Source organism: Reticulibacter mediterranei, assembly GCF_016587455.1.
In genome coordinates this window covers 7,854,490-7,872,170 of record NZ_BNJK01000001.1, presented here as the reverse complement: position 1 = coordinate 7,872,170, position 17,681 = coordinate 7,854,490, and the positions used below count along the sequence as shown (strand labels likewise).

14 protein-coding genes are annotated in these 17,681 nt (G+C 52.4%); 6 read left to right on the top strand and 8 right to left on the bottom strand.

The window, feature by feature from the left end:
• Positions 1 to 9: 9 nt before the first annotated feature.
• The 4 genes from K3T83_RS33645 to K3T83_RS33630 all read right to left on the bottom strand — a co-directional run bounded on the left by K3T83_RS33645 (position 10) and on the right by K3T83_RS33630 (position 4,663).
• Positions 10 to 1,281 carry a hypothetical protein gene (locus K3T83_RS33645; protein ID WP_220207290.1) on the bottom strand — a complete coding sequence of 424 codons (1,272 nt, stop codon included), beginning with the start codon at positions 1,279 to 1,281 and terminating at the stop codon, positions 10 to 12.
• 110 nt (positions 1,282 to 1,391) lie between these two features.
• A complete protein-coding gene (locus tag K3T83_RS33640; RefSeq protein WP_220207289.1) occupies positions 1,392 to 1,838 on the bottom strand; it encodes a hypothetical protein in 447 nt (148 codons plus the stop codon).
• A gap of 353 nt (positions 1,839 to 2,191) precedes the next feature.
• Positions 2,192 to 3,499, bottom strand: coding sequence for an alpha-galactosidase (gene melA / locus K3T83_RS33635; protein WP_236065039.1), 1,308 nt, complete (start codon positions 3,497 to 3,499; stop codon positions 2,192 to 2,194).
• Between the two features lie 120 nt (positions 3,500 to 3,619).
• Positions 3,620 to 4,663, bottom strand: coding sequence for a LacI family DNA-binding transcriptional regulator (locus K3T83_RS33630; RefSeq protein WP_220207287.1), 1,044 nt, complete (start codon positions 4,661 to 4,663; stop codon positions 3,620 to 3,622).
• Positions 4,664 to 5,005: 342 nt separating this feature from the next.
• On the opposite strand from K3T83_RS33630, the gene K3T83_RS33625 reads away from it, so the two are divergent.
• From K3T83_RS33625 to K3T83_RS33610, 4 genes are all read left to right on the top strand, one after another.
• A complete protein-coding gene (locus K3T83_RS33625) occupies positions 5,006 to 6,022 on the top strand; it encodes a LacI family DNA-binding transcriptional regulator (protein WP_220207286.1) in 1,017 nt (338 codons plus the stop codon).
• Between the two features lie 241 nt (positions 6,023 to 6,263).
• The gene (locus K3T83_RS33620) at positions 6,264 to 6,920 is read left to right on the top strand and encodes a response regulator (protein WP_220207285.1); all 657 of its coding nucleotides are present in this window, start codon (positions 6,264 to 6,266) and stop codon (positions 6,918 to 6,920) included.
• 222 nt (positions 6,921 to 7,142) lie between these two features.
• On the top strand, positions 7,143 to 7,349 hold the full coding sequence (locus K3T83_RS33615) for a helix-turn-helix domain-containing protein (protein WP_220207284.1): 207 nt from the start codon (positions 7,143 to 7,145) through the stop codon (positions 7,347 to 7,349).
• 256 nt (positions 7,350 to 7,605) lie between these two features.
• On the top strand, positions 7,606 to 11,487 hold the full coding sequence (locus K3T83_RS33610) for an MBL fold metallo-hydrolase (RefSeq protein ID WP_220207283.1): 3,882 nt from the start codon (positions 7,606 to 7,608) through the stop codon (positions 11,485 to 11,487).
• Positions 11,488 to 11,543: 56 nt separating this feature from the next.
• Here K3T83_RS33610 and K3T83_RS33605 read toward each other — a convergent pair whose 3' ends face one another.
• Positions 11,544 to 13,325: a cellulase family glycosylhydrolase gene (locus K3T83_RS33605; protein ID WP_220207282.1), complete on the bottom strand. Its 1,782-nt coding sequence runs from the start codon at positions 13,323 to 13,325 to the stop codon at positions 11,544 to 11,546.
• Between the two features lie 320 nt (positions 13,326 to 13,645).
• Here K3T83_RS33605 and K3T83_RS33600 point away from each other — a divergent pair, with 320 nt between their 5' ends.
• The gene (locus K3T83_RS33600; RefSeq protein WP_220207281.1) at positions 13,646 to 14,071 is read left to right on the top strand and encodes a DoxX family protein; all 426 of its coding nucleotides are present in this window, start codon (positions 13,646 to 13,648) and stop codon (positions 14,069 to 14,071) included.
• A gap of 59 nt (positions 14,072 to 14,130) precedes the next feature.
• Here K3T83_RS33600 and K3T83_RS33595 read toward each other — a convergent pair whose 3' ends face one another.
• Positions 14,131 to 15,168 carry a zinc-dependent alcohol dehydrogenase family protein gene (locus K3T83_RS33595; protein WP_373324629.1) on the bottom strand — a complete coding sequence of 346 codons (1,038 nt, stop codon included), beginning with the start codon at positions 15,166 to 15,168 and terminating at the stop codon, positions 14,131 to 14,133.
• A 222-nt stretch (positions 15,169 to 15,390) separates the two neighbouring features.
• Positions 15,391 to 15,579: a helix-turn-helix domain-containing protein gene (locus K3T83_RS33590; RefSeq protein ID WP_220207279.1), complete on the bottom strand. Its 189-nt coding sequence runs from the start codon at positions 15,577 to 15,579 to the stop codon at positions 15,391 to 15,393.
• A 705-nt stretch (positions 15,580 to 16,284) separates the two neighbouring features.
• Here K3T83_RS33590 and K3T83_RS33585 point away from each other — a divergent pair.
• Positions 16,285 to 17,058, top strand: coding sequence for a FadR/GntR family transcriptional regulator (locus K3T83_RS33585; protein WP_220207278.1), 774 nt, complete (start codon positions 16,285 to 16,287; stop codon positions 17,056 to 17,058).
• A 7-nt stretch (positions 17,059 to 17,065) separates the two neighbouring features.
• On the opposite strand, the gene K3T83_RS33580 is transcribed toward K3T83_RS33585, so the two are convergent.
• Complete coding sequence (locus tag K3T83_RS33580) at positions 17,066 to 17,599, bottom strand: cysteine hydrolase family protein (RefSeq protein ID WP_220207277.1); 534 nt, start codon at positions 17,597 to 17,599, stop codon at positions 17,066 to 17,068.
• Positions 17,600 to 17,681 lie beyond the last annotated feature (82 nt).

Genomic DNA, 17,681 nt, shown 5'->3' with positions numbered 1-17,681 from the left:
ATCCTTCTCTCATAAGAGACGCAGCCACTCTTCTGCTTCGGACGCGCTCATATCGCCAGTGAGTCCACTACGGATTCTGGCATTACTCGCAATATTTAAAGCGGTCAGATGATCGTAAGCTGAATACCAGACCTGTGTAGGAAGCTGATGGACGCGAATGTAGTTCTTAAATGCCTGCTCATCTTTGGCCCCATCAAAAATCAGCCAGTTTGTCTTAGGATAGCCAACGCCATTACTAAACACAGCATTTAATCCCCAGGCAACCTTGTCGATAAAATCATCCATATAGCTTTCCAGGCTGCCATCATAGTTGCTTGCAAAGAGTACGCGCCGCTGCCCGTCAAGCACCACCCAGCGAGCAAAGTGAATCGTCTTGACCCCTGCCAGATCTTCCTTATTAAACACATGACGTGCCGCATAATCCACCGCCATCAGCAGCATCAGCACGGTTGTATGACGAAACCAGCCCGGCTTTATAGAGCCAATAGCGCTGAATTGGTTCTGCGTGCCATAATCCTCAAGGGCAGCCAGTTCTTGCACATGCACATCATCCGGCTTCACATCTGGCGCGGCATCGCTTAGCTCATGAATGCGCAGCAGCACCAACCAGACAACAAACAGCGGGATGAGGAGAGGTAGCAGAATGAGGAGAAGAAGCGGCACTACTACCAGATGGAGCGTCTCTTTGAACCGAAACAATATGCTCGGCGGCGCTGGTGGATGAATGGCCCAGTTCAGCGTGCTATCACCGCGCACATAGGCCAGGATCTTTGTGCGCACTTCTAATGCAGAGCTATGAGACCAATCCGAACGATCCAGGAAACATTGTATCGCTTCCCTGAGTTGCGCTTCCTGATGAATCTGTTGCACGGTGCGACCAACGGTATTCACATAGAATGCCTGCGATCTGACCATGTTTGCTCGCAGATAGGCGAGCCGCTGGGCAGGTGTGATCTTACTGCCGGTCGAATATCCTTCACAATGCTGATAGATCCTGTCCAACCCCTCGCCAGCTTCGTTCACCAGTTGCTTGAGAACACGATCCAGCGGAGCATCACACTCGCCGATCAACACAAGTTCGGGAGCGATTAGCCCACCGTCCAAATCGATCGCTTGATCCAATACCAGCAGGCGTGCGAAATGAATGGTTGAGAAGGTGCCAAAGGGAATGAGATCATTTTGCGCAGCGTTCACGTTCATCGCCTTGAGCAATTGTTTGAGCGCCTCGGTCTCATCTGGCTTGATCCTGGCAATAACTGTTAGTGCAACCTGATGTGCCATAGATGATACTCTCCTTACAGCATGAGAAGAGTGATATCTACCTTTATCTCTCTCCCGCACTACGTGTCCAGGCAATCTTTATCATCTGGTATCTCTGCCAATTCTCTTGCTTACTGCGGAAAAGCCAGCGCAAAGTTGAGCAGTTTTGCTTTGTCCCAAAACACAATGCCCAGATACAATCCCGGTGCCACCATACGAATCTCATCCCTGATCCAATGGGCTACTAACGATGTTTGAGAGTAATCGAGGACAATGCACTCTTCGCCGTCGAACCAGCTCTTGCCTTTATAGACATTGGCAACGATGGCTCGAATACCCAGAGGGGAGATTTCGTTGCGCAATTGGCCTGTTTCTGGATCAAAAACCTTTCCCTTCCAGGCAAAAATATGTACAAATTTTGCTGCGATATCGGCCAGTTCTGTCCCAGGATCAATGATCGCCGTCCCGTCTCCTTCTCCTCTGGGCACATCACCCGCTGGACTCGTGCGAAAGAGTTCATCTAATTGGGACTGAGACATCTTTATCAATTGAGTTGCGTCCAGGATCATGTTGCTCATCTCACTTTCAGGTCAACAGTCTTCAGTGAAAAGAAGATTTGCCGTTAGATACGCACTATTTTTTTAAAAACAATAGACTGATCTAAATCGAGTTTGTTATTTATAACCGAGCAGCACAATGTAAAGGAACATTCAAGAAGATGAACGCTTTATGCTTTCATTTTTCGTGGGACATCTATCTCTTCTTAATCGGAAAGAGTTGCAGCAAACTGAATGCTGGAGATATTTCTATATTACAGAGGATTTTTATGAGATAAGAGGCAAAACAGAAAAAGAGAGGCATGCCGGAGCTGGTATCCAGCACACCTCTCCCCATATCACACGGAAAATTATTGCGGAGAAATTCTTACAAATCACGCCTTTTCAAAGGGGCGCAGATAGTCCTTCTCGGCCTCCCACATCTCGTCGAAGAGGTCGCTGATCTCAGCTGGCGAGCAGACAGCTGCGGTTAGCGGATCAAGCAACAGAGCGTAACGCGCTGCCTCTTTGTTGTGCGTAAGCAGCGCCTCGCACATCAGCGTATGCACCGCCATATGACTGCGATTGAGCGCCGCCAGTTGCTCAGGGAGCGGCCCGAAATGCGTCGGCTGCACGCCGTTGCGGTCCACCAGACAGGCTACTTCAACACAGCCATCAGGCAGATTGTCGATCAGTCCCGTGTTGCGCACGTTGCCGTAAATGACGGTGGGCTGATGCGTCTCTATCGCCTCAATGATGTATGAGCCGTACTCGTGGCTGCGATGGAAGGGGATCTCTTTCTTCCCTTCGAGCATCTCGTGAATAGAGGCGTCGTTCTTCTCTCTCCACGTCGGCCAGTTATTGGCATAGAAGCCGGTTCCACCCAGATAGCCGTCGCGAGCATAGCGCTCGATCAACTCAGGCCGTTTGCGGAAATAGGGAACGTATTCTGAGAAGTGACCGCTACTCTCCGTCACAAACGCACCAAAGTAACGCGCCATCTCCAGACGCACGGGATCGCGCTCGTAAACTTCTGGCAACTTCATCCGCTCCAGCAAGCGGGGATACATGTCCTCTCCATTATGGCGCAAAACCGTGAACCAGGCGTTATGGTTGATGCCGGCACATCGCCACTCCAGCTCTTCGTAAGGCACTTGCAGATAATCAGCCAGCTGGCGCGAACTGCCCTGCACGCTATGACAGAGGCCAACAGTGCGCATCTTCGTGCCAGTCAACGCGGCAAATGTCAGGATCGACATCGGGTTGGTGTAGTTGAGTACCCAGGCGGCGGGACAAAGTTCTTCCGCATCGTGCAAGATATCAAGCCAGGCCGGACCGGTACGCAATGCCTTGAAGATTCCACCAGGACCGATGGTATCGCCAATACACTGATTAATGCCATATTTCATCGGGATATCGAAGTCGTGGCGCACATTCGCCAGACCCGCCACCTCAATTGTGTTAATCAGAAAATCGCTGCCACCCAGCACTTCACGCCGCTCGGTTGACGCCTGCACGCTCCAATGCTTGCCACTGCGCTCAACCAGCTTCTCTGTAATCTGGCGCGCCAAATCTAAGCGGACCGGATCGATATCCACCAGAGCTATCGTTCCCTCTTCCAGGCTTTCAACCTGAAGAATATCCGTCACAAGCTGGCGGGCAAATACAGCGCTTCCAGCACCCAGGAAGGTAATCTTTGGCATCGTCGTCGAAACTCCTCTTCGCATGATTGCTTGTTCGCTCTGCCTCTCATTTGCTCAACAAACGACCGCAACAGGTGAGAAGCAGTACACTCCTGATCGCGAGCCGAAACTATCATCTCCTCACGTCGCAACGGGGCCGGTCGAGTGGCGCGCAACCAGGCTGGTTGGCACAATCAGCGGCGATGGCTCCCTTTCCTCTTCCTCATCATCAATCATCGAGAGCAGCCGCTGCACCGCACCCTCGCCCATTGCGCGTCGATCCTGCCGCACCGTCGTCAAGGGCGGATACGTGTAGCGGCACAGATCCACATCGTCAAAACCTGTCACAGAAATATCACCCGGCACCCGTAAGCCATGCTCATATAAGGCTCGTAAGATCCCTACCGCCATGAGATCACTGCCTGCCACAATCGCCGTGAAGTCGCGCCGTTCAGCTAGCAACGTCCGAGCTGCCTCATACGCGTTATCGGTATCCCATCCACAGGCGCGCACCAGCGTCGGGTCCATCGTCAATCCTGCCTGGGCCAGCGCTTGTTGCGAACCAAACAGGCGCTCCATCCCTGGCAGATCCATCGTCTGCCCGATGATAAAGGCAATGCGACGATGCCCAAGCGTGAGCAAATGCTCAACGACCTGTCGGGCACCATCAGCATTGTCGCTTTTGACATACGTTGCGCGCTTTCCCTGACCCATGCTATCGATAAAGATCGTTGGAATATCGGCTTGAATTAACGCCTGCGTCCGCGAATCACCAGGACCAAGCCCAAGCATCACTGTCCCCGCCACGCGTCGCGTGTGCAAACTGCGAATATACTGCTCAGGCGAGGCGTTTTGTGGACGCGAGGGCATCAACAGGTCATAAAAGGCCGATGCTGCCGCCTGCTCGATATGCTTGAGGAGATCGAGGTAAAAATAGTGCCTCGTCTGCCCCAGTTCGGAAAGAGATAATCCCGCTTCCTGGGGAAACAGGCCAAGCGCGATCACCCGCGAACGCTGCCGCACCAGACTTTGCGCAACCACATCGGGTTCATAGCCAAGTGACGCAATTGCCTCGTGAACGCGTTGTCTCATTGCAGGGCTAATACGTGGCGAGCCATTGAGAACGCGTGAAACAGTAGTACGCGAAACTCCAGCAGCACGGGCCACCTGCTCGCTCGTCACCATAGCAAACCTCCAACAATTGTTTACACGTGTTCACTCGTTACTCTCAATTATTCCATCGAAAAGTGCCAATGTCAACCCTTTCACTGCCCAACCAAGGATCTCAGTGGACATTGCGCTACTTTGTACGTAAACACGTGTGCATTTACTTCAGCGAAAATACTCAAGACAGACAATACAGGCACACGAGACGCTAGAACATGGGAAAAATTTTCATACTTCGCGTCAGCGCTTGACAAAGAGGCGTTCATTGCTGTTATACTCTTGCTAACCCTGGCATGTGTAAAATGGCAGAGGAAATGTTTTCAAGGGGGCCAGAGATCAAGAGGGGATAGTGTACAAGCGATGGCAAACATTCAAGATGTAGCACGATTGGCGGGCGTTTCTATTTCAACGGTCTCGCGCGTTTTTAACGGCACAGCCCGGGTCAATCCAGAGGTCGCGGCACGGGTGCTGGCAGCTGCCCAACAGCTTCGCTATCAACCCAACAAAGCGGCACAATCGTTGCGCGCCAAGAAATCGACCATCATCGGACTACTGATCAGTGATATCCAGAATCCCTTCTTTACGACGCTCATTCGAGGTATAGAGGATGTCGCGCACAGCAATGGGTATAGTGTCATCCTCTGCAATTCAGATGAAGATCCACAAAAAGAACGACAATATATCGAAGTATTATGCGCCGAACGAGTGGCGGGTGCGATTATAGTTCCAACGCGTGAAACCCCACCAGGGCTGGAACTCTTCAAAGAACACAATATCACGGTTGTTGCAGTGGATAGGCGTGTACGGGATCGCGATATCGACGTGGTGCTCATCGATAATCGGCGTGGCTCATATGAAGCCACCACCCATCTGATCGAGAATGGCTATCGTCGCATCGGCATCATTACCGGTCCGCGCACGACAACCACTGGGAAAGAACGGCTCGAAGGCTATCGCCAGGCATTGCAGGATGCTGGTATTCCGCGCGATCCACAGTTGGAATGCTATGGCTCATTTAAAGCCGAGAGCGGTATCCAATGCGTCTATGACCTGCTGGAAAGAGGGGTGCAAATGGACGCGCTCTTCGTGACCAACAACCTGATGACGTTGGGAGCACTGGAAGGGCTGCATCAGAGACAGCAGCGCATCCCCGATGATATCGCCATTGTTGGCTTTGATGAGATGCCCTGGGCCGCCCTCAGTCCGATCTCACTGACCACCGTTACCCAACCGGTCTACGAATTAGGCAGTACAGCCGCTTTACGCCTCTTCCAACGCCTGCACCATCCTACTGCCATGACGCGCCAGGAGATTATTCTCACGCCAACGCTCCGTATTCGCGGCTCGTCTCGCATGCGCACCATTGCGGGCAATTAATACGCTCCTACATTTCACGTTTCGACAGAGAATCACTATCCTACATTGCATCATTTAGCTAATTGTGTCTTCGCTTGCCCTCTTCACACCGCCAGATTCCACCTTAGGACGAAAGAAATATACCCACTTTTTGTTTATCTGCCATCTCAATAGTGTGAACTGGAAATAGTAGCCTGTTAGCAGCAAAAATAGTGATCCTGATATGCAGCATCATCATTACATGCTTATAGGAGGTGAAGATATGACGATCCACGTGCTCCTTGCAGACGATCACGGCATGGTACGTGAAGGGCTGCGCCTCTTTCTAGGGCGCGATCCCGAACTGGAAATCATTGCAGAAGCAACTGATGGAACTGAAGCTGTAGACGCAGCGCGGCAACTTCATCCAGATGTTATATTGATGGATATCCTCATGCCAATCATGGACGGCATCAGCGCGACAGCGACCATTCTACAAGAGATGCCCGCCATAAAGATTATTGTCCTCACGAATGTTCTGGAGCATAGCAGCATCGTACGCTCCGTGAAAGCAGGTGCCAGCGGCTACCTGCTCAAAGATATTCAGGCGGACGAGCTTTGTCGCGCCATTAAAGAGGTAGTCTCGGGACAGGTCCAGCTTTCTCCCCAGGTCTCGGCCCATCTCATGCGCGAAGTACAGCTTCCCGAAACCTCAATCTCTAAAAATCTGACTGAGCGCGAGAGCGATGTCCTGCGCCTCCTTGCTCAAGGGCATTCAAACAAAGATATCGCACGCCACCTCCACGTGGTAGAAGATACGGTCAAATCGCATGTCCGCCATATCTTATCAAAGCTGGGCGTGCAAAGCCGCACTCAGGCCGCACTGTACGCCATGCGTCTAGGCTGGGAAACCTCTGATTCAGGCAGCCAGCATATCTAATAGCTTTGCAGAAAAGCAACCTATTCACTCTTCCCTTGTTCGGTATGTTGTGCAATTATTGGTTGTAATTCCTGCCTTTTGAGTGAGTAAGCGTCATCACAAAGAGGGAGCGATAAAATCACTCCTCTGTGTGATGATAAAACAAGCGCTCAATTTTATAGTACTGGATAGAATGTTAGTAGTACGTTTATTAGAACAGATACAGAGTTTGGAGAAATTTGTATGGAAAGAACTGATCGGGTAGGAGACCTGCTGACGGTACATGAAGTCGCAAATCACTTACGCGTTGACGATACGACGGTCCGCCGCTGGATTAAAGCCGGCGCGATGGACGCTATCATGTTGCCGCATAAGGGCAAACGGCAGGGATATAGAGTGAAAAAAAGTACGCTGGATGCGCTGCTTAGCAGTGGATCAGCGCAGAAGTGAACGAACAGGGAGTGACGCACTTAAAGCTGTGCATCACTCCCCTCCCTGTGTTTCTTGCAACTCCCCACATTCTTCCTCATTGCAGCATAGCTCTTTGAGCATATTGTTATACCATAAATCCCCATCTCGACGGGCCAAATTCCTACTTTTGTGTTACACTATGCTCTGACACGCCCTTTCTCTCTATTTACCAATGAGAAGAACTATAGGCGATTGAGCAACCATCTCGACAGAAAGTAGGAGAGACAGAAAACAGATGCAAGTGATCTTTGTTGGTGGAGCAAGTGGTGTTGGCGCAAGCTGCCTTGCTATCGAACTCGCAAACCAGTGGATTATCGTTGATGCAGGCGTACGCGTTGAGCGCACAATGGACCCGCTCCCTGATCTCTCTCTACTGGAAGGAAAAGATATCCGCGCCATCTTTGTCACCCATGCTCACGCCGATCATATTGGAGCGCTCCCGCTTGTTCACCGCGCCTTTCCTACCGTTCCCATCTTCGCTTCGCGCGCCACTGGACTGCTAATGGAGGTCATGCTGGCCGATGCCGTCAAGGTTATGACGAAACGGGCTGCCGAAGAGATGGAGCTGCCGCTCTACCCACAACAACTGGTAGCCAGCATGCTCAATTGTGTGCGCCCCCTGCCAGTAGGAGAGCCGTTCACGCTGCCCATGCTCCCCGGCGTTACCATTCACGCCAGCCGCGCCGGACATATCGCTGGTGCGGTCAGCCTCAGCTTTGTCGCACCTGATGGAACGCTGGTGGTTTCGGGCGATCTCAGCTTGACGGCCCAGCGCACCGTCCTGGGAGCCGCACAACCGCCGGTAGAACGCTGCGATCTCCTGGTAATGGAATCGACCTATGGCGCGCGGCTCCATCCAAATCGTCAGGCAGAAGAGGGCCGCCTCGCTCAAGCAGTTGCCGAGGGGCTGGAACGCGGCGGACACGTCCTCATCCCCTGCTTTGGATTGGGCAGAGGACAGGAAATTCTCCTGATCCTGCAAGACGCTCAGGAGAAGGGTCAGATCCCGCTTTTCCCAATCTATGTCGATGGACTGGTAAGGCGCATCTGTTCCACCTATCTACTCATGCCTGAAGCGCTCACGCCTCGCTTACAGAGGCAAATTCGCAAAGGCTATATGCCCTTCACAGGCCAGAACGTCACGTTTGTCGGCAGTGATCGAGATCGCGACCGCTTCCTGGCTGGACCTCCCGCCTGCTTTCTCTCCAGCAGCGGCATGCTCACAGGTGGACCAAGCGTGAAATATGCTGCGCATCTGGCCTCCGACCCACGCGCGTCGATTCTCATTACTGGCTATCAGGATGAGGAAGCGCCCGGCAAAAAGCTGCTCGATCTGGCTGATCAGAAAAGCAGCACGCTGGATCTCAATGGACAACAGGTGGAGGTACGCTGCCACGTTGCCCGCTACAGCCTCTCCGGGCATGCCGATGGCCACGAGCTTGCGAACTTCGCCTCTGCCCTCCATCCGCGCCGGATAGCCCTGGTACATGGAGACGACGAGGCCCGCTCCGCCCTGCGCGATCTGCTCCAGGAAACCGAGGTGCTGCTGCCGAAAAACGGAGCCGCCCTGACTATAGAGAAGAAAAGTACTATAAGAAAAACAGACACGGAACAGGTCACGCAACTTCCCACGCTGCCCATCGGCATCGGCGAAGGGCGTGAATTGACGGCGGAAAGCATCGAGCAGCTCTGGCACTGCATCCGGCAACTCCCTACAATGCGAGTTGTAACTGCGCGCGAACTGGCGGTGGTCTGGTATGGTGAGGCGCTAGAAGAGACAACGCAGCACATTATGGAGGTGCTGGCAGAGGACTACGAACAGCGCTACTTTGTGCGGCAACACAGCCTGGATGAAGCCTATCGCGTGCGTGGACAGCGCGAGGATAACCCGGGCGACTTCCTGGGCGATCTGCCGGGAAACATCCTGCTGGTGCAACGCAGCCTTGAAAGCGCCAAACCTGCCTTCTGCCGCGCTCTTGAGCCGGTCGCCTCCATCCGCGTCCAGTTTCCCAAAGGCATCTCGGAGCGCACCCGCTATCCCCTCTCAGCCGCTCTGGAAATACTCGGGCCATTGCCGAAAGAAGCAGGCATCTCCAACGCCGCCATCGCGGAATACCTCGATGATCTGATGAAAAAAGCGCGTCGCCTGCGCCGTCGCCTCTCCGCTCATGAACTGGTCCAGCAGTGCCGCGAAGAGGCATCCTATACGCTGGGCGATCTTTGCATCATGGCAGGCGTATCGCCGCAAAACTTAGAAGACCGGCTGGCAGTGGCAAAATTGCTGGATAAGCACCCATTGCTTTTCGCGCAACAACGCTCCCTGCTGGAAGGCGAAGGACTCACGCTCTACACGCTGGCCCCGGAATGGCGAGAAGCCCTACAAGAACCCGAAGAGCGCGGTCGTCCTGATCAGAACTGGATTCTCAGCGTCATCGAGCAATATCTCGGCTCCCCACCAGATCTGTATCGTCGCAGCGTTGACCCGACCAGTGGAAACGTCACCCTCTCCTTCCACTTTCCTGAGATCGCACGAGAGCAATATGCCGAAACGCTTAGCGCCGCCGAGGAAGAGACTGGAGTAAGCATCTCGATTGCCAGACACACCCATCAGGGCGAGCTAACCAGAGTGGCGCAAGAGTTATTACCAGAGGGCTTAACCCCGCGTGGCCTGCCCTCTCTCTATCCAGACCACTCGACCATCCAGTTCGTTTGTGACGGCAAGGCAACGCCAGAGGCAATCGCCGCCGCTCAGGAGCGCTTCCACGCGATGACGGGCTGGTTGCTGCAAATAGGTGAAGCGACCACTCCAGCCCCAAAAACATTTCATGTGATGCAAGACACGTCCCATCACGTCCTGCCGGTTGCCGTCCCGCAACATCAGGCAGTACAGATCGCGCAAAACATGCTCAGCGGCTTGCCTGGATATCATCGTGTGGGCGCAGAGATTGCCTCAACGACGCTGGTTGCGCGCTTCTACTTTCCTGCTGCCGCCCAACGCCGCTATGCTGATCTGTTCGTACAACTGGCCAAAGAGACCGGCTGGCAGGTGCGCCTCCATCCATCGGTCCATCAGGAGGCGCTGATTGCCACCGCTCGCCGCCTGCTGCCAACAGGTTTGACCTGCCACAATACACCCTCGCTCTATCACGATCAAAGCACGGTTTGCCTCCACTGCACAGGCGATACCACACTTGAAGCAGTACGAGAGGCTGAGCAGCGCTTCCACGAAGAGACAGGGTGGCACCTTGAGCTAATGGTGCCGTCTTTGATGGAGGAACAGGACAAGCGCCAGATACCAGCTGGAGAAGCTATTGCCCAAGCATCAGCCCTCTTCAGCACGGGTGGCGACCTCTATCGCGTCGGCACCGACGAGGTGCGCAAAACCCTCTGGCTCCACTTCCATTTCCCGGAAACCACCAGGAAGCGCTATGCCGAACAGCTTGCGACATTGGAGGCACAAACCGGCTGGCGCGTCAACCTGAACCCCGATACGCATAAGAAAGCTCTGATCGAGATGGCTCACCGCGTCCTCCCGGCTGGTGTGAACGTCGATGGTAAAGCGAATGTGTTTCAAGATGGTCACTATGTCCGTCTGAACTGCTCCGGCCCTATCAGCACAGAAGAGCAGGAACAGGCACAACAACAATTTCGCGCCGAAACGGGCTGGTCGCTCTACCTCGTGAAAACGGCAGAAGAGAACCATGCGGCTGACGAGCAGCGCATGGAGAAGAGCAAAGTGCTGGCCCTGGTACGAACGACGTTGCAAGAGGCCGAAGGGCTGCAACACATCGCAATCGAGCAGGGAACAATCCAGTTGAAATTCAAATTTCCCGATATGGCCCGTCAATCATATACCGAACAGTTCGCCAATCTGGAAGAGCAAACCGGCTGGCCCATCAGCTTGCTCGACGGGGTAAACGAAGAGGCACTGAAAACAGAGGTCCGTGCCGTTCTCCCAACCGGGAAAGCACAGATCGAGCGGATCGACCTTGCCCCGGTCGATAAAAGTGTTCTCGTTACCTATCGAGGGCAGATCAAAGCAAGCATTCTGGCCGCTGCACAGGCCATCTTTGAAGAAAAGACCGGCTGGACGCTGGCTGCAAATCAGAGTGCATAACAAGCAAAAGGGACGACCTTATCGAAAAGTCACCCCTTTTGCTTGTTAGCACAAAACTATGGCTCAGTTCCCCATACAAGCGCGCCCTGATAGTACGCCGTAACCTTCGTCCAGGCAGCATAGTTTGTCATGGTCGCATTATACGAATAGTCGTTGGTCTCGTTGTAGTTCGACCAGTCGCTTTTGCTGAAACGATTCTGGATATCGCCGCTATTAGCCCCCGGAGCCAGCGTTCCAGCCCCAGAAGTAAAGCTGATCTCCAGGTAGTAATCGGCATTGGCGCGCGCTGGAGAAACCGCGACAAAGTTCCCCTTTACGTTGCTACACCCGACCATCGCATAATCGCACCAGTATTGCTGAGATTGACTGCCGTCGCTAGTATACCAGTAGCGAATCGTCACGTTGCTCAGATTAATGGCTGAACCCCCGGTATTGACCACCTGCAACAGTGGCTTCACGGCGTTATCGCTGGCCCCGGACGGATCGCCGACTTTATAGTTAATCTGAAGAGAGGCAGATGCACCCGGAGTCGAGGTTGGCGTGGGAGTATTTGATCCCACCGTTGGCGTTGGTGTCGTCGATCCTGTAGTGGGAGTCGATCCCACAGTCGGCGTTGGCGTACCACCTCCCGAAGAGGAGCCATCAAGCGGGAACTCAATCGGATTAAGATAACTCTGCTTCGCCTGGTTGACCGTTGTCCAATCGTCATTCAAAATACCGCCTGTATCGCCCGAATTCGGATTCAAGCACCAGAACGTCCAGTTCATGCCCGTTGCACCCTTGCCCATATAGCTCACCAGCGCCGAAAGCCACTGTTTATCTGAGGTTGATTGTAACGTCGTGCCAAACTCACCAACCCAGATCGGCGCAACGTTGTTCTTGTAAAGATAGCCCCAATGCGTATCCCAGACGGATGGCAGGTTATTGGGATAGTTCGCATCGCTAAACCAGGTTTGTGGGTAGACCGAAGACGGATAGTCATGAGCGGAATAGACCAGCCGGTTCGCGACGTTGAGCCGCACAGGTGCCGATGCAGCACCTTCCAGATTGCCGCCCCACCAGTAGCAATCGCCGCTGGCTGCTCCACCAGTGCCGTAACAATCAACGCCCTCCACGAAAATAAGCCAGTTTGGGTTGACCGACAAAATGGCATTTCCCGCTCGCTCAGCCGCCAGACGCCAATCTACCGTCGTATCGCCGCAGCCCCAGCAGGCAGGAGCATGCGGCTCGTTATGCAAATCAGCGCCAACGACGGTTGAATTGCCCTTATAACGATTTGCCAGCATTTGCCAGTCTGAGATCCAGCGCGCTTCGGAATAGGCAGAGGTATACCAGAGGGCGGATTGCGAACCGGAATCGGGACGATGGCGATCAAGGATAATGCGCAATCCAACCTGGCCGGAATAATTGATGATCTTATCCATGATCTGAATGCCGGTTAGCCCCTGTAAATCAGGGTTTTTAGCGTAGTCGATGCTATTCGGAGTGCTGGCCGCATCAAAAAGCTGATTCGAATATGGCAAACGAATTGTATTATAGCCCAGACTCTTAATCTGATCGAGGACATCCTGATATTTGCGCGTCCATAGGCCATGCACAACATAATTTGCCGTCTCAAAGCCAAACCAGTTAATCCCGGCAATACGCACAGGCTGGCTATTAGAATCAAGGATCTGATTGCCGTTCGTATGCCAGTAACCAGTACCAGCCGCTTTAGCAGAAGATATGCTTATCTGCCCAAGAATACATGATGTCATCATGATTAGCACACTTATTGCCAGGATAGAAGCGGCTCTCCGACGCCACGCGTTCTTACGCTGAACGAGTAATCCTACCATAGTGTTCCTTTCACTGGTAATAAGATCAGCACACGCGATCCGTGCTGGTCTCTATCAGTATCAGCATATATCGATGCAACACCAAAAGCAATCAGCAACCAACTTCATGGGAAAAAGTGAATAGTTCGTGACGAAAAGATATCCATCCGGTGAGTCTGTGTAACTGCAAATAATTCTGCCTGCCAATCATAACCATTTATCGGTCACGTTTCCTCTTCATTCTCCGTCAGGGTGGTAGAGAACCAAAATCGACAGATATCAGCTTCTTCTGCCTTGTAATATGGCCGAAAAGGATGCACAGAAAGAAAGAAGGCATAACTATGAAAACGAAAACGATTGCTTATTGGTCAACCACAGCAATTGTCCTGTTCGTGATGCTATCAGGCGCGCTCGGAGAGTTAACCCATCAATGGGGAACCCTCGAAACGCATACAGTTCTTGGCTATCCAGTCTACCTTTTGACAGTGATCGGGACATGGAAGATACTTGGTTCCATAGCCCTTATTGTGCCTGGCTTTCCTCGCCTCAAGGAATGGGCGTACGCAGGCATGTTCCTCAATATGACAGGCGCTTTTATCTCCCATGCCGTCGTCGGTGATGGCGCGTATCATCTCTTTGCTACTGGCGCTATAGTTCTGCTCGTCGTCGCTTCGTGGGCACTGCGCCCCCAAAACCGTATGCTTGGCAATCTAAACGCCGTCGAATTGTTGCCCTCCAGCAAACAACCGCTTCTCTCGCACAGATAAGATGTAATCCTGGTTGCTATGGGTACTTTCCCATAGCAACCAGGCCAACTTGCAGTTAGCTATTCCCAGACAAACGCAACCTTTCCCGTACGGCCTGTATCAAATAGTTCATACGCCTCTTTCGCCTGAGCGAGCGTGAAGCGATGAGTCACCAGGACATCGGGATGCAATTGCCAGCGCACCAATCGTTCGGTCAGTTCCTCCATTTGCGGCAGGCTACAGACCCAGGAACCATAGAGCGTGAGTTGTTTGTGAATGAGCAAAGGGCTGGGTTCAAACGAAACGGTCCCGCCCTCACCCACAAATACCACGCGCCCCCACTCACGCGCAGCTTCCAGACAGAGATGGCGCGCATTGGCATTGCCGGAACAATCGATCGCCACCTCAAAGCCGTGACCGCCTGTTTGCTGGAGCAATGCAGTCAGCATATCGCCGTCTTCGGGCGAGACGATGCTGGCAAATCCCAATTGTTGCGCCAGCTGGCGGCGCTCTGCAATAAACTCCACGCCAACCACTTCGGCTCCCATCGCGCGACATAGCAGGGCCGCACCCAGGCCAACTGGCCCCAGACCAGTAATCAGAACGCGATCACGCCCCGAAACACCTGCGCGCAAACAGGCGGCATATGCGGTGCCGATACCGCAAGCAACCATTGCTCCATCGAGATAGCTCAATTCATCGGGAAGAGTTACCAGTGTCGCCTCGTCAGCAACCATAAAATCTTCATGTCCACCAGGTCTCTGCCAGCCATACGCGCCACGTCCCGGTTGCGAACAGCTAATCATCCAGCCGCTCCGACACTCAGAACAGAGGCCACAACCAGCAATATGATAGACAATAACTCTATCCCCGGCCTTAAAACGGCGCACCCCAGGACCAACGCGCTCAATAATGCCGCATGGCTCATGACCGGCGACCACTCCCTGATACGCTTCCGGGCCGGTCCCCTGGTTGGTTGGTCGATAGATCGCGCGCAAATCGCTGCCACACAGCGATGAGGCCTTCATCCGTACAAGCACCTGCCCATAGCCAGGCTCAGGAACAGAGAATTCGCGCAACTCAAGCTGTCGATTGCCTGGCAACACAACGCCAGTCATTGTTTGCATAGCACTATGCCTTTCCGTCGAAAAAATATTACATTGAAATGGAGGCAGCCAGAAAACGCTTACCCGCTCCTCATTGTATATTATTTTTGAAAGCACATGTTTATGCAAGACAGCGACCGAGGCATGACCCTGGTCCCAAACAAACAAAAAATTGACGAGAGGGTAGAACCTCCCGTCAACTTGTTCTCTGGTGTTTAGCCTATGAGCTAAGACCTACTGAACGTTGATAGAGCCGAGCACTCTATCGAGGGTCGCGCGTTTGATGCGATAGGCCTGCCGTGCATTTACATGGGGCAGCACAACAGCTTCGAGCGCACCCTGTTTCACCCAGCGGCGAACAGTTGTGTCATCAACACGCAAAATACGAGCAACTTCAGAAACGGTTAACAGATCGCTATTCATGGATATCTCTCCTCCTCATTGGGAACTTTCAGTTCCCTAAATTTGTTTCCTCAACGGATGTTGGAATAAGTAACGTCTCGTCAAATGTTTACATCGATTAACATTACACATACATTGTATAACATTGTTCGGAGTTTGTAAAGCATCAGAAAAAAGTAAGGCGTATTCAGTAGTTTTCATAAGGGGAAACGCTGAAGCTATAAGGCTTATGAAAACCAATGAAAACGGTTGATATCCCCCGAACAAGAGTAGAGGGTGAAGACCAATAAGGAAGTGTGCAACAGAATGTGAAAAGCAATGAAACTTTCAGGCTACATATGTTGCTTCGCCTGCTTCATTATCGTTCCTTCCTATGAGAAGAGGAAATTCGCAAGCAAAAGCAAAACCGAAAGCTGTGCATAGAATAGCTGTAATTCGGTTGCGGGTATCAGTCATTTTGGTCAGACCAGTATACTCTGTACCTTGCGTATAGTGTAATCGATACCTTCACAAAAAGCAAGGGGGCAGAGAAGGTTGTATCTTTGCAAAACAGCCTTGATGTGATAGACTGACACCAACTTCCTTTGGAGCCATCATCATTCTAGTAATGGGGTTTTTCCGACAACAGCGGAAAGCAGACACTATTACATATTACACTATTTTAGCCTGGAGCGAGGGTGTATCTTCGTTGTAAGAGCTACCAGGCGCGAAGACAGAAAAATATATATGAATCCTCAATTTCAACCCGTCCGGCCAGTACGAGCCTATGAAGCCATCGTTCGCCAGGTGGAAGAAGCCATCTATCGAGGAGATTTTTTGCCGGGTCAGCACCTTCCTTCAGAAAAAGATCTCATGCGCCAATTTCACGTCAGCCGTGCAACGATACGCGAGGCGCTCCGGGTACTGGAAAATGCTGGCTTTATTAAATCACATCACGGCTCCTCCGTTGGGGGAGCGGTCGTACAAGAATTTTCAACGGACCTCTTGCAAAAAGCGCTGGTTTCGCTTTTCTCACGCACTCACAAAATCAGCCTGATAGAATTATTACAATTCCGTCTCGTCATCGAAAGCACTACAACCTATCTTGTTGCCATGTTTCATACGAAAGAACAATTAGAGCAACTGCTCACGATTCATAACGATATGAAAACGCTCATTACTACTGGGATGGCAGAGGCATTCCAACAGGCTGATACGATGTTTCATCAATTGATTGCCGATAGCGCACAGAATGAATTATTCCGTCTCTGCCATCATGTGGTCTTGAATGTGGTGGAAGATGTGCTGAAAGATGGATCTGGAGAGAAACAATGGAAGGCTGACTTTATGCAAGAAACCTGGGAGCGACACGACCACATTCTACAGGCCATTCAGGAGCAGAATGGCTATGCCGCCTCCAACCTGGTACTACGCGACCTCTCCGATCATTATGCACCATATATTTCTGACGCAGAGAGGTCACGTCTCACGCAACTGGTGGACAGCTATGCACGACAGTAACCTACCGTCAATTGAATGTAATATCTTGCTCAGTTTTTACCGTTGCAAACCAATCGCCTAAAAGCGCATTATGATGGGCAATAATTTGCTCTGCCGTCAATGGTGCCCTATCCCAGGTGCTATGTGCATCTGCAACCAGCGTCACGTCATAGTCCAGGCTACAGGCACGCCGGCAGGTTGTATCGACGCACAAATCTGTCTGGATGCCAGCAAGCACCAGCTTTTTCACGTCAAGCTGGTGCAATACCTGCTGCAAATCGGTTTCATAAAAAGCATCTGGCATGCGCTTCTGTACGATCCGGTCTCCTTGTTGGGGGGCAATGGCGGGATGAATGTGCCATCCCGCCGCGCCTATCTTCAGAGGATGGTCTGCCCGTTCGCTGCCGTGCTGCACATAGATGATAGGAATATCCGCGCCTCGTGCTTTCTCCAATAGACTATGAATACGTGCAAGCAACTGCTTACCCTGATAGACCGGGTCCGACTCCTCAAACATACCGACCTGGACATCAATAACCACCAGAGCTGTATCTCTGCTCATGTTCATCGTAACTCCTCTCTTCGCAAACGCTTTCACAACAACCACGAGCAAGTATACACCTCAATGCGGTCAACCCTGATCC

Coding starts and splice junctions, on each gene's coding strand:
- K3T83_RS33645 (WP_220207290.1), bottom strand. CDS start 1,281: ATGGCACATCAGGTTGCACTAACAGTTATTGCCAGGATCAAGCCAGAT.
- K3T83_RS33640 (WP_220207289.1), bottom strand. CDS start 1,838: ATGAGCAACATGATCCTGGACGCAACTCAATTGATAAAGATGTCTCAG.
- melA (WP_236065039.1), bottom strand. CDS start 3,499: ATGCCAAAGATTACCTTCCTGGGTGCTGGAAGCGCTGTATTTGCCCGC.
- K3T83_RS33630 (WP_220207287.1), bottom strand. CDS start 4,663: ATGGTGACGAGCGAGCAGGTGGCCCGTGCTGCTGGAGTTTCGCGTACT.
- K3T83_RS33625 (WP_220207286.1), top strand. CDS start 5,006: ATGGCAAACATTCAAGATGTAGCACGATTGGCGGGCGTTTCTATTTCA.
- K3T83_RS33620 (WP_220207285.1), top strand. CDS start 6,264: ATGACGATCCACGTGCTCCTTGCAGACGATCACGGCATGGTACGTGAA.
- K3T83_RS33615 (WP_220207284.1), top strand. CDS start 7,143: ATGGAAAGAACTGATCGGGTAGGAGACCTGCTGACGGTACATGAAGTC.
- K3T83_RS33610 (WP_220207283.1), top strand. CDS start 7,606: ATGCAAGTGATCTTTGTTGGTGGAGCAAGTGGTGTTGGCGCAAGCTGC.
- K3T83_RS33605 (WP_220207282.1), bottom strand. CDS start 13,325: ATGGTAGGATTACTCGTTCAGCGTAAGAACGCGTGGCGTCGGAGAGCC.
- K3T83_RS33600 (WP_220207281.1), top strand. CDS start 13,646: ATGAAAACGAAAACGATTGCTTATTGGTCAACCACAGCAATTGTCCTG.
- K3T83_RS33595 (WP_373324629.1), bottom strand. CDS start 15,168: ATGACTGGCGTTGTGTTGCCAGGCAATCGACAGCTTGAGTTGCGCGAA.
- K3T83_RS33590 (WP_220207279.1), bottom strand. CDS start 15,579: ATGAATAGCGATCTGTTAACCGTTTCTGAAGTTGCTCGTATTTTGCGT.
- K3T83_RS33585 (WP_220207278.1), top strand. CDS start 16,285: ATGAATCCTCAATTTCAACCCGTCCGGCCAGTACGAGCCTATGAAGCC.
- K3T83_RS33580 (WP_220207277.1), bottom strand. CDS start 17,599: ATGAGCAGAGATACAGCTCTGGTGGTTATTGATGTCCAGGTCGGTATG.